19 protein-coding genes and 1 pseudogene are annotated in these 19,912 nt (G+C 36.3%); 4 read left to right on the plus strand and 16 right to left on the minus strand.

Annotated features, from left to right (window positions below; all coding sequences use genetic code 11):
• Positions 1-27: 27 nt before the first annotated feature.
• The 11 genes from M1D73_RS18635 to hutP all read right to left on the minus strand — a co-directional run bounded on the left by M1D73_RS18635 (position 28) and on the right by hutP (position 13,743).
• A complete protein-coding gene (locus tag M1D73_RS18635; RefSeq protein ID WP_033695652.1) occupies positions 28-636 on the minus strand; it encodes an alpha/beta hydrolase in 609 nt (202 codons plus the stop codon).
• A 24-nt stretch (positions 637-660) separates the two neighbouring features.
• Positions 661-1,599 carry a ring-cleaving dioxygenase gene (locus tag M1D73_RS18640; RefSeq protein WP_000412738.1) on the minus strand — a complete coding sequence of 313 codons (939 nt, stop codon included), beginning with the start codon at positions 1,597-1,599 and terminating at the stop codon, positions 661-663.
• A gap of 351 nt (positions 1,600-1,950) precedes the next feature.
• Positions 1,951-3,429 (minus strand): sodium/proline symporter PutP, encoded by a 1,479-nt coding sequence (gene putP, locus M1D73_RS18645; protein WP_033695651.1) that lies wholly within the window; start codon positions 3,427-3,429, stop codon positions 1,951-1,953.
• 286 nt (positions 3,430-3,715) lie between these two features.
• Positions 3,716-5,284, minus strand: coding sequence for an FMN-binding glutamate synthase family protein (locus M1D73_RS18650; RefSeq protein ID WP_000005169.1), 1,569 nt, complete (start codon positions 5,282-5,284; stop codon positions 3,716-3,718).
• Positions 5,285-5,351: 67 nt separating this feature from the next.
• Positions 5,352-6,479, minus strand: coding sequence for an alkene reductase (locus M1D73_RS18655; RefSeq protein WP_000204592.1), 1,128 nt, complete (start codon positions 6,477-6,479; stop codon positions 5,352-5,354).
• A gap of 562 nt (positions 6,480-7,041) precedes the next feature.
• Positions 7,042-7,503, minus strand: a complete 462-nt coding sequence (locus tag M1D73_RS18660; protein ID WP_179880370.1) for a CarD family transcriptional regulator — start codon at positions 7,501-7,503, stop codon at positions 7,042-7,044.
• Between the two features lie 262 nt (positions 7,504-7,765).
• Positions 7,766-8,737 (minus strand): formimidoylglutamase, encoded by a 972-nt coding sequence (hutG, locus tag M1D73_RS18665; RefSeq protein WP_000399851.1) that lies wholly within the window; start codon positions 8,735-8,737, stop codon positions 7,766-7,768.
• Positions 8,716-9,987: an imidazolonepropionase gene (hutI, locus tag M1D73_RS18670; RefSeq protein WP_000887536.1), complete on the minus strand. Its 1,272-nt coding sequence runs from the start codon at positions 9,985-9,987 to the stop codon at positions 8,716-8,718. Before hutI ends, hutG begins: the two co-directional genes overlap by 22 nt.
• A gap of 12 nt (positions 9,988-9,999) precedes the next feature.
• Positions 10,000-11,658, minus strand: coding sequence for a urocanate hydratase (gene hutU / locus M1D73_RS18675; protein WP_000416948.1), 1,659 nt, complete (start codon positions 11,656-11,658; stop codon positions 10,000-10,002).
• Positions 11,659-11,681: 23 nt separating this feature from the next.
• Positions 11,682-13,199 carry a histidine ammonia-lyase gene (gene hutH, locus M1D73_RS18680; RefSeq protein WP_000631874.1) on the minus strand — a complete coding sequence of 506 codons (1,518 nt, stop codon included), beginning with the start codon at positions 13,197-13,199 and terminating at the stop codon, positions 11,682-11,684.
• Between the two features lie 103 nt (positions 13,200-13,302).
• Positions 13,303-13,743, minus strand: coding sequence for a hut operon transcriptional regulator HutP (gene hutP, locus M1D73_RS18685; protein ID WP_000926516.1), 441 nt, complete (start codon positions 13,741-13,743; stop codon positions 13,303-13,305).
• Positions 13,744-13,969: 226 nt separating this feature from the next.
• Here hutP and M1D73_RS18690 point away from each other — a divergent pair, with 226 nt between their 5' ends.
• Positions 13,970-14,890, plus strand: coding sequence for a class I SAM-dependent methyltransferase (locus M1D73_RS18690; protein ID WP_244191058.1), 921 nt, complete (start codon positions 13,970-13,972; stop codon positions 14,888-14,890).
• Positions 14,891-14,893: 3 nt separating this feature from the next.
• Here the strand turns inward: M1D73_RS18690 and M1D73_RS18695 are convergent, their stop codons facing one another.
• Positions 14,894-15,466 carry a DJ-1/PfpI family protein gene (locus tag M1D73_RS18695; protein WP_000722200.1) on the minus strand — a complete coding sequence of 191 codons (573 nt, stop codon included), beginning with the start codon at positions 15,464-15,466 and terminating at the stop codon, positions 14,894-14,896.
• Positions 15,463-16,049 (minus strand): annotated as a pseudogene (locus M1D73_RS18700) (AAA family ATPase). The gene M1D73_RS18695 and the pseudogene M1D73_RS18700 overlap by 4 nt, the downstream one beginning before the upstream one ends.
• A 245-nt stretch (positions 16,050-16,294) precedes the next feature.
• On the opposite strand from M1D73_RS18700, the gene M1D73_RS18705 reads away from it, so the two are divergent.
• Positions 16,295-16,591 (plus strand): hypothetical protein, encoded by a 297-nt coding sequence (locus M1D73_RS18705; RefSeq protein ID WP_000262401.1) that lies wholly within the window; start codon positions 16,295-16,297, stop codon positions 16,589-16,591.
• A 103-nt stretch (positions 16,592-16,694) separates the two neighbouring features.
• The gene (locus M1D73_RS18710; protein ID WP_000889373.1) at positions 16,695-17,126 is read left to right on the plus strand and encodes a DUF2621 domain-containing protein; all 432 of its coding nucleotides are present in this window, start codon (positions 16,695-16,697) and stop codon (positions 17,124-17,126) included.
• 70 nt (positions 17,127-17,196) lie between these two features.
• Here the strand turns inward: M1D73_RS18710 and M1D73_RS18715 are convergent, their stop codons facing one another.
• From M1D73_RS18715 to M1D73_RS18725, 3 genes are all read right to left on the minus strand, one after another.
• The gene (locus tag M1D73_RS18715; protein ID WP_001028439.1) at positions 17,197-17,703 is read right to left on the minus strand and encodes a CcdC family protein; all 507 of its coding nucleotides are present in this window, start codon (positions 17,701-17,703) and stop codon (positions 17,197-17,199) included.
• 90 nt (positions 17,704-17,793) lie between these two features.
• A complete protein-coding gene (gene ccdA, locus M1D73_RS18720; RefSeq protein WP_001152676.1) occupies positions 17,794-18,501 on the minus strand; it encodes a cytochrome c-type biogenesis protein CcdA in 708 nt (235 codons plus the stop codon).
• Positions 18,502-18,517: 16 nt separating this feature from the next.
• A complete protein-coding gene (locus M1D73_RS18725; RefSeq protein WP_071732505.1) occupies positions 18,518-18,667 on the minus strand; it encodes a peptidase T in 150 nt (49 codons plus the stop codon).
• Positions 18,668-18,989: 322 nt separating this feature from the next.
• On the opposite strand from M1D73_RS18725, the gene M1D73_RS18730 reads away from it, so the two are divergent.
• Entirely contained in the window at positions 18,990-19,898 is a 909-nt protein-coding gene (locus tag M1D73_RS18730) for an EamA family transporter (RefSeq protein WP_000947043.1), read from the plus strand.
• Positions 19,899-19,912 lie beyond the last annotated feature (14 nt).

Consider the following 19,912-nt stretch of genomic DNA (forward strand, 5'->3'; position numbering starts at 1 on the left):
TGCTAATCGTTAGCAGATGCTTCTTTTTTAAAATGCTTTGTCATACCACTCTTTTGCTTTTTCTACTTCACCCATCGTTAATTGATGCCCTCGATTTTCCCAATGCATTGTTACATTCGCATTTGCATTTTCTAATAGTACCTTCAATTCCTCTGACTCTGCTGATGAACAAATTGGGTCATTTGTCCCAGCAGCAATAAACACAGATTTCCCTGCTAAATTTGCTAATTGAATTCCTCTTCTTGGTACCATTGGGTGATGAAGCACAGCACCTTTCAATGCATTTTCGTAATGGAATAATAAGCTTGCTGCGATATTTGCCCCATTCGAATAACCGATAGCTACAATGTTATTTCTATCGAATTTATATTCTTTAGCCGCTTCATCTAAAAATTCATTTAATTCCTTCGTACGGAAAATTAAATCCTCTTCATCAAAAATGCCCTCTGCTAATCGGCGGAAGAAACGCGGCATCCCATTCTCTAACACATTTCCCCTAACGCTTAATACCGACGCTTCCGGATCAACTATTTCTGCAAGTGGTAGTAAATCTAATTCATTACCACCTGTGCCATGAAGTAATAACAGCACTGGTTTTGACGTATCTTTTCCTTTTTGAAAAACATGTTTCATCATAATCCTTTTCCCCCTTCAATCACTTTAATCTAAATTTCTCACTTCAAATGGTAAAAGCGTTTGTTCAATCTGTTTTCTATGTTGTTCATATTGTTCCGGTAACTTTAATTCCTCTCCCATCGTCTCTAACGATTCATCATGAGCGAAACCAGGAGGATCTGTTGCAATTTCAAATAAGATTTCACCATGTTCTCTAAAATAAATCGCGTTAAAATAATTTCGATCTTGTACAGGAGTTACGTGATATCCAAAACGCGACACATGCTCTTTCCAGTCTAGCTGATCAGCATCGTCACTCGCTCTCCAAGCTATATGATGAACTGTACCAACGCCCATTTGGCCACGACCGATTGTTGATAATTTCAAATCAATAATATTTCCAATGTCAGCAGAAGAACGGAATCGAACAAATTCGCCCTCTTCTCCAATTTTTTCAAGACCCATAATATGTTCTAACAATTCAGCTGTTTTTTGAGGCTGTGCAGATAAAAGAACAGCACCTCCAAACCCTTTAATTGCTACTTCTGGTGTAACTTCTCCAAAACTCCAATTGTTTAATTCGCCTGCTTCTCTTTCAACTAATTCTATATGCAAACCATGCGGATCATCAAATTCTAAATACTGCTCTCCAAAACGAGTCATTTTTGTATACGAAACATCGAATTTTTCTAATCTATTTTCCCAAAACTCCATTGTACCTTTTGGTACAACGTAAGACGTAATTCCTACTTGACCGTCCCCAATAATACCTTGACGAGCACCTGCCCATGGGAAAAACGTAATAATTGTTCCAGGCTTTCCTCCTTCATTTCCAAAATAAAGATGGTACGTACCTGGATCATCAAAATTCACTGTTTGTTTCACTAAACGTAACCCTAATACACCAGCATAAAAGTCTACATTTTCTTGTGGATGCCCTACAATCGCTGTAATGTGATGGATTCCCATTGTTTTCTTTTCCATTTCTTCCACTCCTTTTTTATTTCATTATAAAAATTCTTTTACATTTAAATTCATTATTCATTTTGTCCATGCTGCAAAGTAAAATCCGTTATAACAATTTTATCTCGAATTCGAGATATTAATTACAAAAATACATATTGGTGTCTAACCTATCAAATTATCTTGAACTCAAGATAATTTACAAAAAATATTCGTTCGATTTATAACCATAATATTTCTTCATTATGCATGTTATTTATCTCGAACTCGAGATTTATTATAAGTTACTTATTTTTTATTGTCAATAAGTCCTTACTTTCATTTTACATGTAAAAAGAGTAAACGCTATTCATCGTTTACTCTTTTTGCAAATCATTTCTTTTCTTCTTCCAGTACTGCTTCCATCTCATTAAATTCACGATGAACTGCCTTAACGGGTTCTTTCGTTAATAAACTTACAATGATAACAGTTAATAAACTACAGAAGAATCCAGGTACCATTTCATACATAGTCGCTTTTAAACTTAGAATTTGTACCCAAGTGATAACAACTAATGCACCGACAATCATCCCAGCAAGAACGCCCCATTTGTTCGTTCTCTTCCAATATAAACTTAATAAAATTGCTGGTCCAAATGCTGATCCAAATCCTGCCCAAGCATATCCAACAAGCGTTAAAATTGTATCACTCGGATGATACGCTAAAACAACTGCAATCATCGCTACAACTAATACTGACAGCCTACCGATAAATACAAGTTCTTTATCACTTGCATTACGACGGAAAAATGTTTTATAGAAATCTTCCGTTACTGCACTTGAAATAACAAGTAATTGTGAGGAAATACTACTCATAATCGAAGCCAAAATAGCTGATAATAAAAATCCTGTAATATACGGATGGAATAAAATATTTGAGAATGTTACAAAGACCATTTCTGGGTCTTGTAGTGTCGCATTATTTTTAGCATAATAGGCGATACCAATTAGACCAGTAAGCATTGCACCTATAATTGAAATCGTCATCCAACCGATACCGATTCTACGAGAAGTTTTTAAATCTTTAATAGAGGTAATTGCCATAAAGCGGACAATAATATGTGGTTGACCAAAATATCCAAGGCCCCATGCTAAAAATGAAATAATACCAAGTATTGTGGTCCCTTTAAACATATCTAAATGCGATGCATCGACTTGCTTAATCGTATTAAATGTTTCTGTTACACCACCGACATCCGTAAAAGCAACAATTGGCACTAGTACAAGCGCAATAAACATAATACAACCTTGCACAAAGTCCGTCCAACTTACGGCTAGAAAGCCACCAAATAGTGTATACGCAACAACGACACCTACTGTTACAAATAAACCAATTTTATAATCAAGGTTAAAAGAATTTTCAAACAAACGTCCACCTGAAACTAAACCAGCCGACGCATAAAATGTGAAAAATACTAAAATGACGATAGCGGAGACAAAACGAAGTATTTTCGTACGATCTTTAAACCGATTCTCTAAAAAGTCTGGAATCGTAATTGAATCATTTGCCACTTCTGTATACGTTCGTAAACGCGGGGCAATGATTAAATAGTTTGCATACGCACCTATTAATAAACCTATCGCAATCCATACACTTGATAATCCTGTTGCATACATCGCACCAGGTAATCCCATTAGCATCCAGCCACTCATGTCAGAAGCACCAGCTGATAAAGCTGTAACTGCTGGACCAAGTCCCCTTCCACCTAACATATAATCTGATAAATCGGATGTCTTCTTATAAGACCAATATCCGATATACAACATACCTGCCATATAAATAGCAAGCGAAACCATAATTTCAATCTTCACCAAATCTCTCCCTTAGTCCATAAGCCATTCAAAATTTCGAAAAATGACTTTTTCTATTTTCTTGTTTTCGCTTATGGTTCCCTACCTTAACAAACATTTTTTGTTCTTTCAAGTGAACGAGCACTTTTCATTACATGTGAAAACCTTTATAAACGCCTTTATCCCAGTGGATTACCCTGTTTTCAAAAGGAATTAAAATAAAAATATTCAGATAATTAAACGCCTTATTTTTTAATAAAAATAAGCCATACAAATGTATGACTTTTAATCTATTAAACACAGCTTACTATTTACTAGTAGGAAACAATTCTGAGAGAGGAACTACCCGCCCCATCTCGTCTTTAAATACAATATGCTCTCTCTTTAAATGACGCGGGCTCTTCACTCCCACCGCTGCCGCTAATGAAAATAAACTATATCTCATACTAATAATATAATTCATGACTCGCCACTTCTTCTCATACGGATCTAACGCTTTTTGATAATGCGGATTCGTCGTGGCTACACCAGATGGACATTGGCCAGAATTACATTGAAGGGCCATAATACAGCCGCTTGCCATCATAAATCCGCGGGCTGAACTTACAGCATCCGCCCCAATCGCTAAAGCAATCGCTACTTTATCTGGTGTGATTAATTTACCCGATGCAAATACTTTAAACTTGTTACGAACACCATAATGGTTTGCTGTATCAATAAATGTAAGTAATGCTGGAATAAGCGGCAGTCCCATACAATCTGCCATCGATTTATACGTTGCCCCTGACCCGCCTTCTGAACCGTCTATTGTAATAAAATCTGGATAAATGTTTAGTTCTTTCATTGTTTTTATTAAATCTTCCAAAGGCTTCTGCTGACCAATTACAATTTTCATTCCAACTGGTTTACCGCCGCTTTCTTGCAACTGTTGAATAAAATAAAGTGTATCCGCTGCATTCTTTAAAAATGAAAATCGATTCGGTGAATTAATCGTCTCTCCCTTTCGGACGTTGCGAACAAACGCAATTTTCTCATTTACTTTTTGCCCCTCTAAATGACCACCACGTATTTTAGCACCTTGCCCAAATTTCAATTCGAATGCTCTAATATTACTTTCTTTCACTTTCTCCATGAATTTTCCCATTGAAAAATTACCGTCTTCATCACGATATCCAAATAACCCTGGACCAATTTGCGCAACGATATTCGCTCCTGTATGTAAATGTTCTGGAATAACGCCACCTTCACCCGTATTAATCCACGATCCGCCTGCCATTTTTGCTCCAAGACCACTCGCTAAAATATAATTTTCTCCAATCGCACCATAAGAAGTCGCAGATGCACCAAACATGCCATGTAGCTTCCACGGATATTTACGGTTCTCACCGACTATAATTGCATCATCTTCTTCGTACAGCCAAAGATTCGTTGTATCCGCTGTCAATTTTTCTCTTCTTGAAAATAACCCTTCTTTATGAATCACGTACTTTTTACCTTCTCGCTCTTGCGTGAGATTCACACTTAATTCCTCCGTTAATATCGGAAATAATGTATTAGCAATATAATATCCAGAAGCTTCAAAATCTCGTTTTGATCCAAAACCAAGTATTTCAGAGCGATATTTTGCTAAAAACATAACACTTTGAAAATCATAACGTGAGAAAGGCTTTCCATCCGTATCATGATCAAACCAATATTGTCGAAATTCAGGCCCTATCTTTTCCAGTAAGTAGCGCATTCTTCCTAAGTACGGATGTAATTTTAAAATAGAATGATGTGTTCGTTTTTTTATAAAAAATGTAATGATAAAAAAGACGATTAAAAGCAACATTAAAAATAGTAATATACTAATAATAACGAGTAGCGTTTCACTCATCCCGCTTCCCCCTATGAAATTCCATAATAAAAGGAGAACACTAGATGTGTTCTCCTTTTATCTTTATTCATACTAACGTAGCAAGATGCTCTTTCGCGTCATATTCAACTAAACTTTCAGCGTGTTTAATTCGATGAACAAAGTCTGGATTAGCAATTAACGGTCTTCCGAATGCCGCTACATCAATCGTTCCTTCTTGCAACGCTTCTTCGGCCTCTTTCGGATTTAAATTACCAACCCCAACAATCGTACCATCCCAATATTTTCTTACTAGTTGATGAAAATTCTTTCCGTCAGCAATCTCTTGGGTATAATTCATCGTTGAAGGATGGATCATCGTTAACCCAACCTCTTTAAACATATTTATGAACGTTTCAATTGCAAACTCAGGGTTTTCCCACATATAAGTAGGATTATCACCTTTGAAAGCAGAGAAACGAAGAAGTGTTTTATTAGCTCCAACAGCTTCTATTACAGCCGCCGTTACTTCTTTCATAAACGTTAACCTTTGTTTTAAATCACCGCCATATTTATCTGTTCGCTTATTCGCAAACTCATACGTAAATTGATCGATTAAATATCCGTGTGCACCGTGAATTTCTACTCCATCAAATCCAGCTTCGATTGCATTTTTCGCAGCTTGTGCGTATTGACCGATCACTTCTTGTATTTCTTCTAACGTCATTGCTTCTGGCGTATCAAACGGTTTACGAAAGCGTGGAACATTTCCCTCTGCAGCGATAGCCGACGGTGCTTGTGGCATTTGACCACCAATTATTTCATGATGACTCATACGCCCAACATGCCATATTTGAGCAATAATCGTCCCGCCTTCTTTATGTACTGCCTCTGTAACAGGTTTCCAAGAATCGATTTGTTCTTGTGTATAAATACCTGGTACTCCTGGGTTTCCTTTTGCTCTCGGACTAATGACAATTCCTTCTGTAATAATTAGTCCAATTCCATCTGCAGCACGTTTTCTGTAGTACTCCACTACATCCGCACCAACTACTCCAGTCTCATTATCTGCAAAGCATCTTGTCATCGGTGCCATCGCTATACGATTACGAAGAGACCAAGCTCCAACTTGAATTGGATCAAACAACTTTGTTTCTTCAACGTTTCCAAAAAATCCCCCAGCATTTACATTTGTTCCTTCATAAATACTCGCTGCTTTATTACTTGAACTTGTCATTTTTCTTCCCCCTAAAAAATCTTACTATAATCGCATCATACTTACTTTTAGATAGTAACGTCAATTTTTACGACTTTACAATAAAAAATTCGAATATCCAAAAAATAAAATACTTTAAATAATATTAAAAAGGTTTCCTTAGGAGGAAACCTTTTTTGTTGACCATATATGGCTGTCAATTCGTTTATCTCTTTAATAAAAAAACACCTTATCAATAGAAGTGAAAATGGTTCAGTATTCTTCTAAAAATAATAACTTATATACCTAAAACAATGAAAGCCCTACCTCTCTTTCATCCTTACGGCTCCTCGTCCGTGCCAGTGTGAATCAGGATTGCAAAAATCAAGTAACTATTTTATCGAAGTATTCAATTAAACTTCGAACATTCATAAATGAAATTAAAAAATAAAAATGGATTTGATTGTAGTAATAACAATAGAGGTAATGCTCTAAAAGTGGTTTGAAAGAGTTGAATGTCTTTGAAATGATAAATTTTCTATAATTATGTTCCCAAAAAATTCAAGATCTTTTTTGGGATATAATACATTATTTGTAATGAACCTTAACAAAAGCTTTTTATCTGATTTTCTGTGATACCTTCAATTAATCCCAGTTCACTAATCAAAAATTCATATGCGTTATCTAACATCTTCTTTTCGCTTGCATTAAGTGCTTTTTCTTTCTGTATACGCATTAAATCACGCACAACTTCAGCACCTTCTTGCATTTTACCCGTCTTTATTTTATCAGTGTTCAATTTATACCTTTGTTTCCATGTAAGTAATCTATCTGATTCCCCATATTGAAAAATATCCATTATGTGTGCTAATGCGGTTATATCCGTAACTGGACGTATATTCGAATTCAATATTCTCCCTGCTGGAATCATTAGTTCCATATTACTAGCCGACATTTTTATAACATAATACTGTTGTTTTTCTCCTGAGATTTCCTTCTCTTCTATGGCTTTAATTATACCTGCTCCCTGCATTGGATAAACAATGTTATCGCCAATTTGAAACAAATAATCCACCTCCATATATGGTAACCTTCTCAAGCTTAACACACTTTTAGTTTTTTAGCAAAATTTTTATTTTATCATAAAATTATTTTACACGTCAACACTTCAGAAGCAAGAAATTAAATTTACACAATACACTATAAAAATCGCAATTCCATTAACGATTCCACACACACATTCATTCTCTTTTAATACAAAAACACATCACTACATTTAAGCAGTGATGTGTTTTTGATAAGACATAAATAAAGATCTACTTTTCCGTCTATATGCTAACCTGCTTACTAACCGTTTCCCTCGCTAAAAGAAAACTCATAATCACTTGCGCTGCTACTCTACTCGTCATATCTCTGAAATCAAGAGTTGGATCAATCTCTACTATATCCATCCCTTGAACGAGCGGTTCTTTACCAAGGAATTCAATCGCATCTAGTAAAGTCGTACTATCCATTCCACCAGGCCCAATTGCTGGACAACCTGGTGCAAACGCTTGGTCTAGCACATCCATATCAAGAGAAATATAAATAGAAGTCACACCTTGATTTCTTAATAATTCAATACTTTCCGTGATAATATCTTTTATTTCTCGCTCTCGTACGTCTTTCATTGTATACACTGTTACACCATGCTCTATTGCATATTCATGGTACGCACGTGCATTAGAAAAATTACGAATTCCAATTTGAACAAGTTGTTTCCCTGTAATGACATCATTTTCTAGTAAACTACGGAATGGTGTACCATTTGACGGGCCTCCATCATCTAAATTACGTAAATCATGATGAGCATCAAATTGAATAATCCCGACCTTTCCTTTACTGTTTGCAAAACCTGTTATACTCGGAAAACTAATCGAGTGGTCACCACCAAGAACGATTGGTATCATGTTCGGGTTTACTTTCGTTACATGACCAACTGTTTTCGCAATTCGTTTATGACTTTCTTTTATATCCGTCACATGCATCGTAATATCGCCGCAATCATATAAGACACTTTCTTTCATATCGTGTTTTTCTGTAATTGCATATGTACTATATGCATCTAACATCGCACGAATTGTCTTTGGAGCAAAACTCGCTCCTGAATGACTAATAGATGGTTTAGAAAGGGGTGCTCCAATTAAGGCAGCACCGAATATTTCTACACCTTCCTCCCAATCTTTAATCATCTCACTCCATTTTGTCACTTCACGATCAATAAACTTTGCGTTTTTCTTTAAATAGTGGCCGTGCTCCACGATTGTTCACCTCTTGTATATGCAATATTACCATTCTTCCATACTGTATTCACATGACTTACGCCGTAATGATACGGTACGTAAGCATAATTGTAAGCATCCCATAAAACTAAATCTGCCTTACGACCAACTCTAATTTTCCCAGCTACATCACCACGGTTAATGGCATATGATGAGTTAACCGTTACGGCATTCCAAACTTCTTCTGGTGTCATTTTCAATTTTAGCATCGCAATGCTCATAATAAGCTGAATATTTTCAGTTGGACAGCTACCTGGGTTAAAGTCTGTAGCTAACGCAACTGCAACACCTTCATCAATCATTTTACGACCGCGAGCAAAGCTTTCTTTATTTAAATAGAAAGTTGTTCCTGGTAATAATGTTGCTACTGTATTCGAGTTTGCAAGCATTTCAATCCCTTTATCAGAAGCGCCAACTAGATGGTCTGCTGATGCTGCACCGATTTCTGCCGCTGCTTCCGCACCACCAAGAGGGTCGATTTCATCTGCATGAATTTTCACATCAAAGCCAAGCTCTTTTGCTTTTAATAAAAATTCTTTTGATTCTTCTACTGAGAACACACCTGTTTCACAGAAAATATCAACGAATTCCACCAATTGTTTCTCTTTCATTTCTGGTAATAGGTCTAACATCCATTGTAAAAATTCTTTCGATCTACCTTTATATTCTTTCGGAACTGCATGAGCACCTAAAAATGTGGAAACTAAATCGATCGGATGCTCTTTTTGTAATTGTGCAGTTGCCTCTAATTGTTTCCATTCCGTCTCATCATCTAATCCGTAACCACTCTTCGCTTCTACAGTTGTAACGCCGAAAGATAACATACGGTCTAAATGGAATTTCGCTTTTTGAACAAGTTCTTCTTTCGATGCTTGTTTCGTTGCATTTACAGTTGAAAGAATACCTCCGCCTTGTTCTAAAATTTCTAAGTACGGAACTCCTTGTAATTTTAGCGCAATTTCATTTTCACGAGATCCACCAAATACAAGATGGGTATGCGGATCAACAAGACCAGGAGAAACCATTTTCCCCCCGCTATCAATAACTTCTTTCGCTTGTAATCCTTTCGCTTCTTCCGCTGTTCCAACGAAAGTGATTACACCATTTTCAATTCCAACCGCACCGTTTTCGATAACAGGAAGCGTGTTCATCGCTTCTCGTCTTAACAAGCCATCTTCTTGATCCATTGTTAGTAATTGACCGATATTGATTAGTAAAGTGTCCAGCATGTTTTCTCCTCCTTATTTCATCATTGGAATGTTAACGCCTTTTTCTTTCGCAGTTTCCACAGCTAAGTCATACCCTGCATCAACGTGACGAACAACACCCATACCAGGGTCAGAAGTTAATACGCGCTCAATACGTTTTGCTGCTGCTTCTGTTCCATCTGCAACGATAACCATTCCCGCATGAAGTGAATAACCCATACCAACGCCACCACCGTGGTGAACAGATACCCAGCTTGCACCGTTTACACTATTAATTAATGCATTTAAAATTGGCCAGTCAGCTACTGCATCACTACCATCTTTCATCGCTTCTGTTTCACGGTTTGGAGATGCTACTGATCCACAATCTAAATGGTCACGACCGATAACGATTGGTGCTGATAATTCACCATTTGCAACCATTTCATTAATGATGCGACCAAATTTCGCACGCTCACCGTAACCTAACCAACAAATACGTGATGGAAGTCCTTGGAACTCAACTTGTTGACGTGCCATACGAATCCAGTTACATAAATGTTCATTATCAGCGAACTCACGTAAAATTACTTCGTCTGTTTTATAAATATCTTCTGGATCACCAGAAAGCGCTACCCAGCGGAATGGCCCTTTTCCTTCACAGAATAATGGACGAATAAATGCTGGAACGAATCCTGGGAAATCGAAAGCATTTTTCAAACCTTCATCGAAAGCAACTTGGCGAATGTTATTTCCATAATCAAATGTAATTGCGCCTTTTTCTTGCATCGCAAGCATCGCTTCCACATGTTTTGTCATACTTTCTTTTGATAATTGTACGTAACGTTCTGGATCTTCTTCACGAAGTTTCGCTGCTTCTTCTAATGTGTAACCTACTGGAATATAACCGTTTAATGGATCATGAGCAGATGTTTGATCTGTAACTAAATCTGGCGTAATATTACGCTTCACTAGTTCTGGTAAAATCTCTGCCGCATTTCCTAACAAACCAATTGAAATTGGTTCTCTCTTCTCTTTATACTCGTTCGCAACAGTTAATGCTTCTTCTAATGATTCTGTATACATGTCACAATATCTCTTTTCAATACGACGATCAATGCTGCGCTTATCAACATCAATAGCAATAACAACACCGCCGTTCATCGTTACAGCAAGAGGTTGTGCACCACCCATACCACCTAAACCAGCAGTAAGTGTTAATGTACCTTTTAATGAACCGTCGAAATGTTGACGAGCTGCTTCACCAAATGTTTCATATGTTCCTTGTAGAATCCCTTGTGTTCCAATGTAAATCCAGCTACCAGCTGTCATTTGTCCGTACATCATAAGACCTTTTTTCTCTAGTTCTCGGAAGTGATCCCAGTTTGCCCATTTTGGTACTAAGTTTGAGTTCGCTAACAGAACGCGAGGTGCATCTTCATGTGATTTAAAAATGGCAACTGGTTTTCCTGATTGAACAAGTAACGTTTCATCGCTTTCTAACGTTTTTAATGAATCTACAATCGCCTGATAGCTTTCCCAGTTACGAGCTGCACGGCCAATTCCGCCATACACAACTAATTCTTCTGGTTTTTCAGCAACTTCCGGATCTAAATTGTTCATTAACATACGAAGTGCAGCTTCTTGCACCCACCCTTTCGTTTGTAACTCTGTACCTCTTGGCGCGCGAATTGTTTGTTGTACTTTTTCCATTTCAATCTCTCCCTTTTCTCGTTTTATAGTGCTGCGTTTACATCCAATCTTTCTTTTATCGAATAATTCGTTTTTAACCAATGTGCAATATTTTCAATATCCGTTGAGAAGATGCGATCATTTGTAATAGATGGTACTTGCTGACGCCCTTGATGGTAGAAGCTCTTCGTCACTGTACTCATGTTTTCAATCCCGCGATATTCTGCCGCTTGCATCGCACAAATCATTTCAATTGAAAGAACACGTCTTACATTTTGAATAATTTGATGTGCATGACGTGAAGCGATTGTTCCCATACTTACGTGATCTTCTTGGTTAGCTGATGACGGGATTGAATCAACACTCGCCGGATGTGCTAACGTTTTATTTTCAGAAACTAGTGACGCTGCAGCATATTGCATAATCATTGCACCAGACTGAAGTCCTGGTTCTGGACTTAAAAATGGCGGTAAATCGTTTAACTGCGGATTTACTAAACGCTCAATACGACGCTCTGAAATGTTTGCAAGTTCCGCCATTCCTACTTTTAAGAAGTCCATCGCAAATGCAATCGGTTGACCATGGAAATTACCACCTGAAATTACTTTTTCCCCGCCATCAAAGATTAGCGGATTATCTGTTGCGGCATTCATTTCAATTTCTAATTTTTCTTTCACATAATTCAAAACTTGCCAAGAAGCACCGTGTACTTGCGGGATACAACGAAGTGAATAGGCATCCTGTACACGTAGTTCTCCTTGTTTTGTTGTTAACTTACTATCATGAAGAATGTCACGAATTCTGCTTGCTACATCCACTTGCTCTTTATAGCCACGTGCTTTATGAACATTTTCATCAAATGCATCAATAATGCCTTGTAACCCTTCAATTGTCATCGAAGCAATTAGTTCAGCTTGATATGCCGTTGCTTCTGCTTCTATATAAGAAAGAACTCCTTGTGCTGTCATCGCCTGCGTACCATTAATTAACGCAAGACCTTCTTTCGCTTCAAGTTCAATTGGCTCAAGCCCTTCTTCTGTAAGAGCAACCATTGCATGAACGCGTTTCCCCTTATAGAACACTTCACCTTCGCCTAATAATACGAGCGCAAGATGAGATAAAGGTGCTAAATCTCCACTTGCACCAAGTGAACCTTGTTGCGGAACGACTGGATGAATTTTACGATTTACAAACTCAAGAAGCATATTTACAACAAGCGGCCTTACGCCTGATACTCCTTTAAGCATCGTGTTCGCTCGTAAAATTAACATTCCGCGCGATACTTCTTCCGGGAATGGATCACCTATCCCACATGCATGTGACTGAATTAAATTATGTTGAAGTGCCTTTACATCATCTTTTTGGATAAGCACATCACTAAACTTTCCAAATCCAGTTGTAATACCGTAAACGACTTTTCCGTCCTCTACAATTTTCTCAACTACTTCGCGGCACTCCGCTACCTTTTGCATACTAGTTGGACAAGCTGTTACACCTTCTCCTTCCAGTAATAACCTCTTCATTTCTTCAACTGTCAATGTATGTCCTGTTAACGTAATCATCATTTTTCCTCCTTAAAAAGGCAAAAGGGGACCTTATCTTTTTAAGACAGACTTCTGTCCTAAAAAAGTAAGGCCCCCTTCTAACTAATAGACTATGGGCAAATCATATGTGATTAATTCCTAAACCAATCGCCTCATGCTCAGATCCTTTTACAGGTGCACCAATCGTTCCATATAATGCAACAGCAACCCATTCGCCTTCTTTTTTCCCGTCGTATGGTGTACCGCGCACAATCGCAAAACGAAGTCCTACTGTACGAAGAACGTCTGCTAACTGAATTTGACCTCTCGTCACTCCGTACAAAGCTTCCATAATTGCATGATAAAGTGCATGTGTTTCTCTGTAAACGTCTGTTTCAATAACTTGGTTGCTTTTAGCCGCTGTTTCCATTGCTGCGACAACCTTTTGCGAATTCATCGAACCCACTTTCCCCGTACAATACTTCCAACCTTTTGGAATGGATAATACAGGACTTTCATTCTCATCCGCAAGTGCCAACAGCATGGCCATACGACCAATTCGATGTGTTCCTTGAAGAAGCATGTGACTCTCTCATTTCTTTTGAATTATTTGAATATTACTTAATTTAAGAATATATGAAAACGGTTAAATCGTCAATAGTTTAAAATCATATTCAAACATTTTTTTCATCCCCCTAATTTTGTGTACACAAATGATTTACACAAAATTTCCAGACGTGCTATAGTCTCACTAACAGATGCAAAGGGGCGAAATTTCAGTGACAAAACGAAAAGATATTCATTTTTGAATTGAAGAGAAATTACTTGAAAGGTTTGAATCAGCACTCCATTACGAAGGTTTAAAGAAAACAGATGTATTAACACATGCAATCCAACAATTTTGCACAAAGGTGGAATGTGACAAAATGAATGATGTAAAACGTCAATATAACGTTAGCAACCATTTACAAACACGCATCGACACACATACACATTACGAAGAAAAACACGTAGATTTAGATAAGATCGTCATTGAACATTTACACCTTCAAGGGGATGAAAACATATTAGAGGTTGGGTGCGCTAGTGGAAAATTCCTTTCCCTTTTACAAACAAATGGTCATAAAGGCCCATTAACCGGGTTTGATCAATCCGAAGCTATGCTTGCTGAAGCTGCTAAAATAAATAACTTAATAGAATGGAGACGAGGGGACGCTAGTAAACTTCCTTTCGAAACAAATTGTTATGACCTAATAATTGCAAGACATATGTTATACCATGTGAAAGATGTTGAAAAAACAATTCAAGGCTTTTATAAAGTCATTCGTTCTGGCGGAACACTTTTAGCTACAACAAATTCTAAAGTTTCATTACCTCGTATAGTTGAAATGTGTAACAACATGCTTGACGCATTTGATCTAGCGAAAACATCACCAGCAGTCTCTCCATTTTGTTTAGAAAATGGTAAAGAGATAGTAGCATCTGCTTTTCCAACGGTTGAAGAAACAGTTATTCATAATGCGCTCGTTTTTCATCATGCTACCCCAATAGTAAACTATATTTCCAGCATGTTTCCATCGTTAAATATACCCGATAATATGTATCTTCAAGCCGAGATGAAAGAATGGCTAACAGAAGAAATCAACAAGGAATTATCGCTCCATAACGGTATATGGCGCGATCCAAAAACGTTAGTAATTTATCGGTGTAAAAAAGCTAGCATTTGCTAGCTTTTACACGTTTTCTCGTAAAAGTTTCTCCATTACTACATTGCCTTTACCACAATAAAAATCTGTATTATGTTCGTCTGCCACTCCAAAATAAGAGGCAATCGCTATTCCAAATGGTACAAATGCATGCCCTTGTGCTGTAATGATATTTGAGTGTTGCACAACTTCTTCATACACGAAATTTTCTACTGGAAAACAATCGAATTTTTGATAATCTATAGTCGCAGTATAAGAAATCCCTTTAAATAACCCTGCTTTTGCTAGCGCATACGGTCCAGCACAAATTGCCGCCACTAATTTTTCTTGTTCGTGAAATTGACGAATGACTGAAAAAAGAGATTTCGCATCTTTCAACTGTACTTCTTCTCCACCTGGAATAAGTACCCCCTCATACTCATCTACACGTACTTCACTTACTTCTATATGTGGTTGCACTTGCAAACCTGTTTCACTTATAATCAATTCTTTTGTTAAGCCCGCTGTAATGATTTCAAATTTATTTTTCAGCAATGCCGTCGCTACTGTTATTTCAAACTCCGCAAATGTTGGGTATACAAATAAAAGTATTTTTTTCATAGCCCTCTCTCCTTTAACCAGTCCATAAAATATACCTCTAAATCGTCAACTGTTAATCTATTTGTGTCCACATAAGTTACAGGAAATTGTTTATACCAGTCTTTTTCAGTTTCTGCTAATTTAAATTGCTCCTCAAATGTACTTCTGTTTCTTGTTCTATCATTATTTTTTCTATCATATACATTCTTTTTCGTAACATCTAAGTAAAAAATCACATCCGAACGGCATTCTCTTAATTTATATAATTCATCTTTCAATTCAGTTTCTATATCCCACTCTTCTCCTATACTCGTTGGATAAAAGAGTGTAAAAAACTCAATGTCTTCTGGTCCGCGATCAAAAATTACGACTGAATCTTTCACATTTTGAAACTCCTTTATTTTTGCTTCCATAAACATTTTTTGATTCATAATAAACCCTACTTTTGAATTCATATCTAAATTCAATTTTTTTCGCTTCTCTACAATTGGATATGGATTTTCATATATAACTCGAAACCCTCTCTTTTCTAACCTTTTTGCTAATGTTGTTTTCCGCTAGCCATCGGCCCTTGCAGTGAAATTACGTATGTCACACCTCTCATTCCCTTACACTTTAGTACACCTATAATATACAGAATCTTGAAAACTCTCAACATTATATATATCATCTTGTTTCTTATTCTTATCTAACTTATAATGAAAAATAGAGATTATGACGGACGCATCAATAATGTAAGCTTGGAAATCCAAGCTTACATTATTTTTTGCTTTCCCTTTTCTAATAAAAAGAGTATACTAGATTAGAACGTATGTTCTTAATAATTACATACAGTAAGGAGATAGAACAATGGTATACGACACAAAAGCAATTTCTTGGAATGAATCTTTAAAACAACTTCAACGCCGCTATACAAACAAACAAGTTGACCGAAAAGAATTTGAGGATATTGAACTGATGGAATTCTTCCGCGATAACGACTACATTTCTTTACCTACACACATAAGCGGCCTATCAAAAACACGTTTTACTTCTTACTCTATTTTCACAACTGAAGATAAAGATCGTAAAGTTGGCACATTAATCATTGAATATGTAGAAGATGATAATAATAATTTACATGTGGAACAACTATACTTTGTTTAAATGATAACGCTTGGTCAAAATGACCAAGCGTTCTTGCTTTCTATGAATCTCACTGTATATAATATGAATAAAAGAAAACCGCTATCATTAAGGGGGGATATGCTTGCTCGAAGGATGGTTCAGTTGGTTCATTGTATTATGGACGGTTATTTTATTAGGGCTTATGTCTATCGGTGGATACTTTATGTTCAGAAAATTTTTAAAACGTTTACCAAAAGAAGACGGCATGTCCATTTTGGATTGGGAAGAACACTACATAAATAAAACGAGACATTTATGGGCTGACGAACAAAAACAATTGTTAGAAGAGCTTGTAAGTCCTGTTCCAGAACTATTTCGCGATGTTGCAAAATCAAAGATTGCTGGAAAAATCGGGGAACTTGCATTACAAGAAAATGCCTCTCAAATTACACAAGACTTAATTATTAAAGGATATATCATTGCCACACCAAAGCGTGATCATAAATTTTTAATTAAAAAACTACAAGAAAAAAAGATTGATTATTCTAACTATCGATCTTTACTCGCAAAGTAACTTCATATTATTTTCGATAAAAAAGACAGCGCCTTTGACGCTGTCTTTTTATTTGGTACATATACAGTTTTTAAGTTAGCTTCATATCTTTTTCATTATAAAAACCATCTTCTTTTTCCATTTCCTTTTGTAATTTCGTAAAGGAACGGTACATGGCAATTCTCCATGACACAATCATCGCGAACGCCAGTAAGAAGAACATGCCACTAAGTTGTCCTAAATCAAGAGATTGGCTTAAGTATGTTTTAAATACAATCCGCACGACAAGTAATCCAATTAATATAAAAACAAAGGCTTTTGAACGCTTCAAATAAATCTCTTGTCCTCTAATTTCAAATTTAGATGTTTTAATAAGAAAAATAGAGAAAAACAAACCGACGCCAATTGCTTCTAACATTTCCGCTGGAGTTAATCGAAATTCAGGAAAAACATACATCAATGCTCCCGTGCTCATAAAAAATGGCGGAAGTATAATTTTTTTCAATGTTGCAGGTTTCTTAGCTGCTTTTAAACGAATAAACATCGCACCGACAGCCATACAAACAGCAACGATACTTGATAAAAGAACTATGTTCATATTTTCTCATCCTTTTTTGTGGCTATATGCAAAATATACTTTCATTATATGCTTTTCCGTTAGTATTTCCAACATTTTCGCAGAATAATACTAAAAACCGGTAAAACCACCAAATAAACTTGAGAAATATACGATAATTTTCGTCATCCAGTTAAAGTATAGGAAGACCCCCATAACAATCATAATATATCCTCCGACTTTCATGAAGGCCATACTATTTCTTTTAATCCAAGACATTTTCGTAATAAAGAATGACAGTACGAAAAACGGGATAGCAAATCCAAGTATGTAAGCAATCATGTAAATCATTGCTGATTCTGGGTTTGTTGCTGCTAATCCAATTACGGACACTAGAATTGGTCCGGTACATGGCGTCCACCCTGCTGCAAAGGCTAATCCAATTAGTACTGATCCAAAATAGCCACTTGGACGATTTTTAAATGTAAATTTACGGTCTTGCATTAAAAATTTCGGCTTAAACACCCCGACAATAATTAAGCCGAACACGATGATAAATATACCACCTAACTGTCTGATTAAATCTTTATAGTCAGTAAAGATTCCTCCAATAAAACTTGTACCAAATCCAATTGCAATAAATATAATTGAAAATCCAAGTAAGAAAAACGCTGTATGTATCATACTTCTTTTGCGAAGCATTGCATTTTCTTCTTTCAATTCAGAAACCGACATACCTGTTATGTACGATAAAAATGCCGGATAAAGCGGTAAGCAACATGGGGAAATAAATGATAAGAACCCGGCGCCAAACGCTAAAAAAATACTAATATCTTGCATCATTCCACTCCTCTCCCTAAATATTGTAACAAAAACACATAAAAATACTATGAACAATTCGTGAAATCACTTTTACAACGTGGCAATAAGAAAAACCGTACTTCCTCACAGTTTCTAATAAAACGTTTTCATTTCCTTCTATTATATAGAAAAAACTCAAATGGATTATGAAAACTCCTTTAATTGTCATTACCATAACAAAGGTAACATAGTTTCTCAAATAATTAGCACGTTACTAGTACGTCTATATACATATTGGTTTAAAAAATATTTTTTCAAATGCTGGCTCTATACAATGCAAAGTTGATTTTATAATACTTCTACTATTAATAATTTCAAGATTATGCATAAATATCATACTTTTATTATTATTCTATAAAATGTCATACTTTTCTTTCATTTGACCCTTTATTTCTAATTTTGTATACTTCCCTCTAGTTATATATTTTCGATACGGAACAACTTCATATAGATGGGAGGAATTTTTCATGCTTCGTTATTCTCTTTTAGTTTTATTAGGAGCGTGTAGTTATGGAATTTTAGCTATTTTTGTTAAGCTTGCATATGCAGAAGGATTTTCACTTGGAGAGGTAATTGGCAGCCAATATTTGTTCGGTTGGATTATTTTGCTTGCTATTACACTTCTATTTTCTAGACATCGCGTTCCTTTAAAGCAAGCATTACTTTTATTCGTTGCAGGAACATCTGCAAGTTTTACCGGAATTTTTTATTATGCTTCATTAAAAACTGTACCAGCTTCTATTGCAATTATTCTTTTATTCCAATTTGTTTGGGTCGGAATTATCATTGAAGCAGTCGCAACAAAAACATTACCTTCAAGAGAAAAAGTTATTTCTGTTATTTTCTTACTTGTAGGGACATTTTTATCAAGTGGTTTACTTGAACAATCAGCAGGTGCTTTCGATACGACTGGGATCATTTTAGGTTTATTATCTGCTGTTACATTCGCAACATACATTTTCGTGAGCGGAAAAGTTGCTGTTGAAGTACCTTCATTACCGCGCGGTGTTCTCTTAATGACTGGTGCTTTAACTTTAGTCATGATTGTATTCCCACCAACATTTATTTTTAATGGTGCCATTTCTCAAGGTCTTTGGAAATACGGTTTAGGATTAGGAACATTTAGTATCGTAATTCCATCTATTGCCTTTACAATCGGTATTCCAAAAATCGGTTCTGGCTTAGCAACTATTCTTGGTGCAGCGGAACTACCAGTTACAACAATTATGTCCGTATTCGTTTTAAAAGAGGCTGTACTATCTTCACAATGGTTCGGTGTATCACTTATTTTAATCGGGATTGCAATCCCGCAAATTGCATACGCAATGCGTGGACGTTATCGTAAACATCATACGCATAAAAAAGTCGCAGCATAAAGCGAAACTTTAAT

It is taken from the genome of Bacillus sp. PK3-067, assembly GCF_056738645.1.

Coding starts and splice junctions, on each gene's coding strand:
- M1D73_RS18635 (WP_033695652.1), bottom strand. CDS start 636: ATGATGAAACATGTTTTTCAAAAAGGAAAAGATACGTCAAAACCAGTG.
- M1D73_RS18640 (WP_000412738.1), bottom strand. CDS start 1,599: ATGGAAAAGAAAACAATGGGAATCCATCACATTACAGCGATTGTAGGG.
- M1D73_RS18650 (WP_000005169.1), bottom strand. CDS start 5,284: ATGAGTGAAACGCTACTCGTTATTATTAGTATATTACTATTTTTAATG.
- M1D73_RS18655 (WP_000204592.1), bottom strand. CDS start 6,479: ATGACAAGTTCAAGTAATAAAGCAGCGAGTATTTATGAAGGAACAAAT.
- hutI (WP_000887536.1), bottom strand. CDS start 9,987: ATGCTGGACACTTTACTAATCAATATCGGTCAATTACTAACAATGGAT.
- hutU (WP_000416948.1), bottom strand. CDS start 11,658: ATGGAAAAAGTACAACAAACAATTCGCGCGCCAAGAGGTACAGAGTTA.
- hutH (WP_000631874.1), bottom strand. CDS start 13,199: ATGATTACGTTAACAGGACATACATTGACAGTTGAAGAAATGAAGAGG.
- hutP (WP_000926516.1), bottom strand. CDS start 13,743: ATGCTTCTTCAAGGAACACATCGAATTGGTCGTATGGCCATGCTGTTG.
- M1D73_RS18695 (WP_000722200.1), bottom strand. CDS start 15,466: ATGAAAAAAATACTTTTATTTGTATACCCAACATTTGCGGAGTTTGAA.
- M1D73_RS18705 (WP_000262401.1), top strand. CDS start 16,295: ATGGTATACGACACAAAAGCAATTTCTTGGAATGAATCTTTAAAACAA.
- M1D73_RS18715 (WP_001028439.1), bottom strand. CDS start 17,703: ATGAACATAGTTCTTTTATCAAGTATCGTTGCTGTTTGTATGGCTGTC.
- ccdA (WP_001152676.1), bottom strand. CDS start 18,501: ATGCAAGATATTAGTATTTTTTTAGCGTTTGGCGCCGGGTTCTTATCA.
- M1D73_RS18730 (WP_000947043.1), top strand. CDS start 18,990: ATGCTTCGTTATTCTCTTTTAGTTTTATTAGGAGCGTGTAGTTATGGA.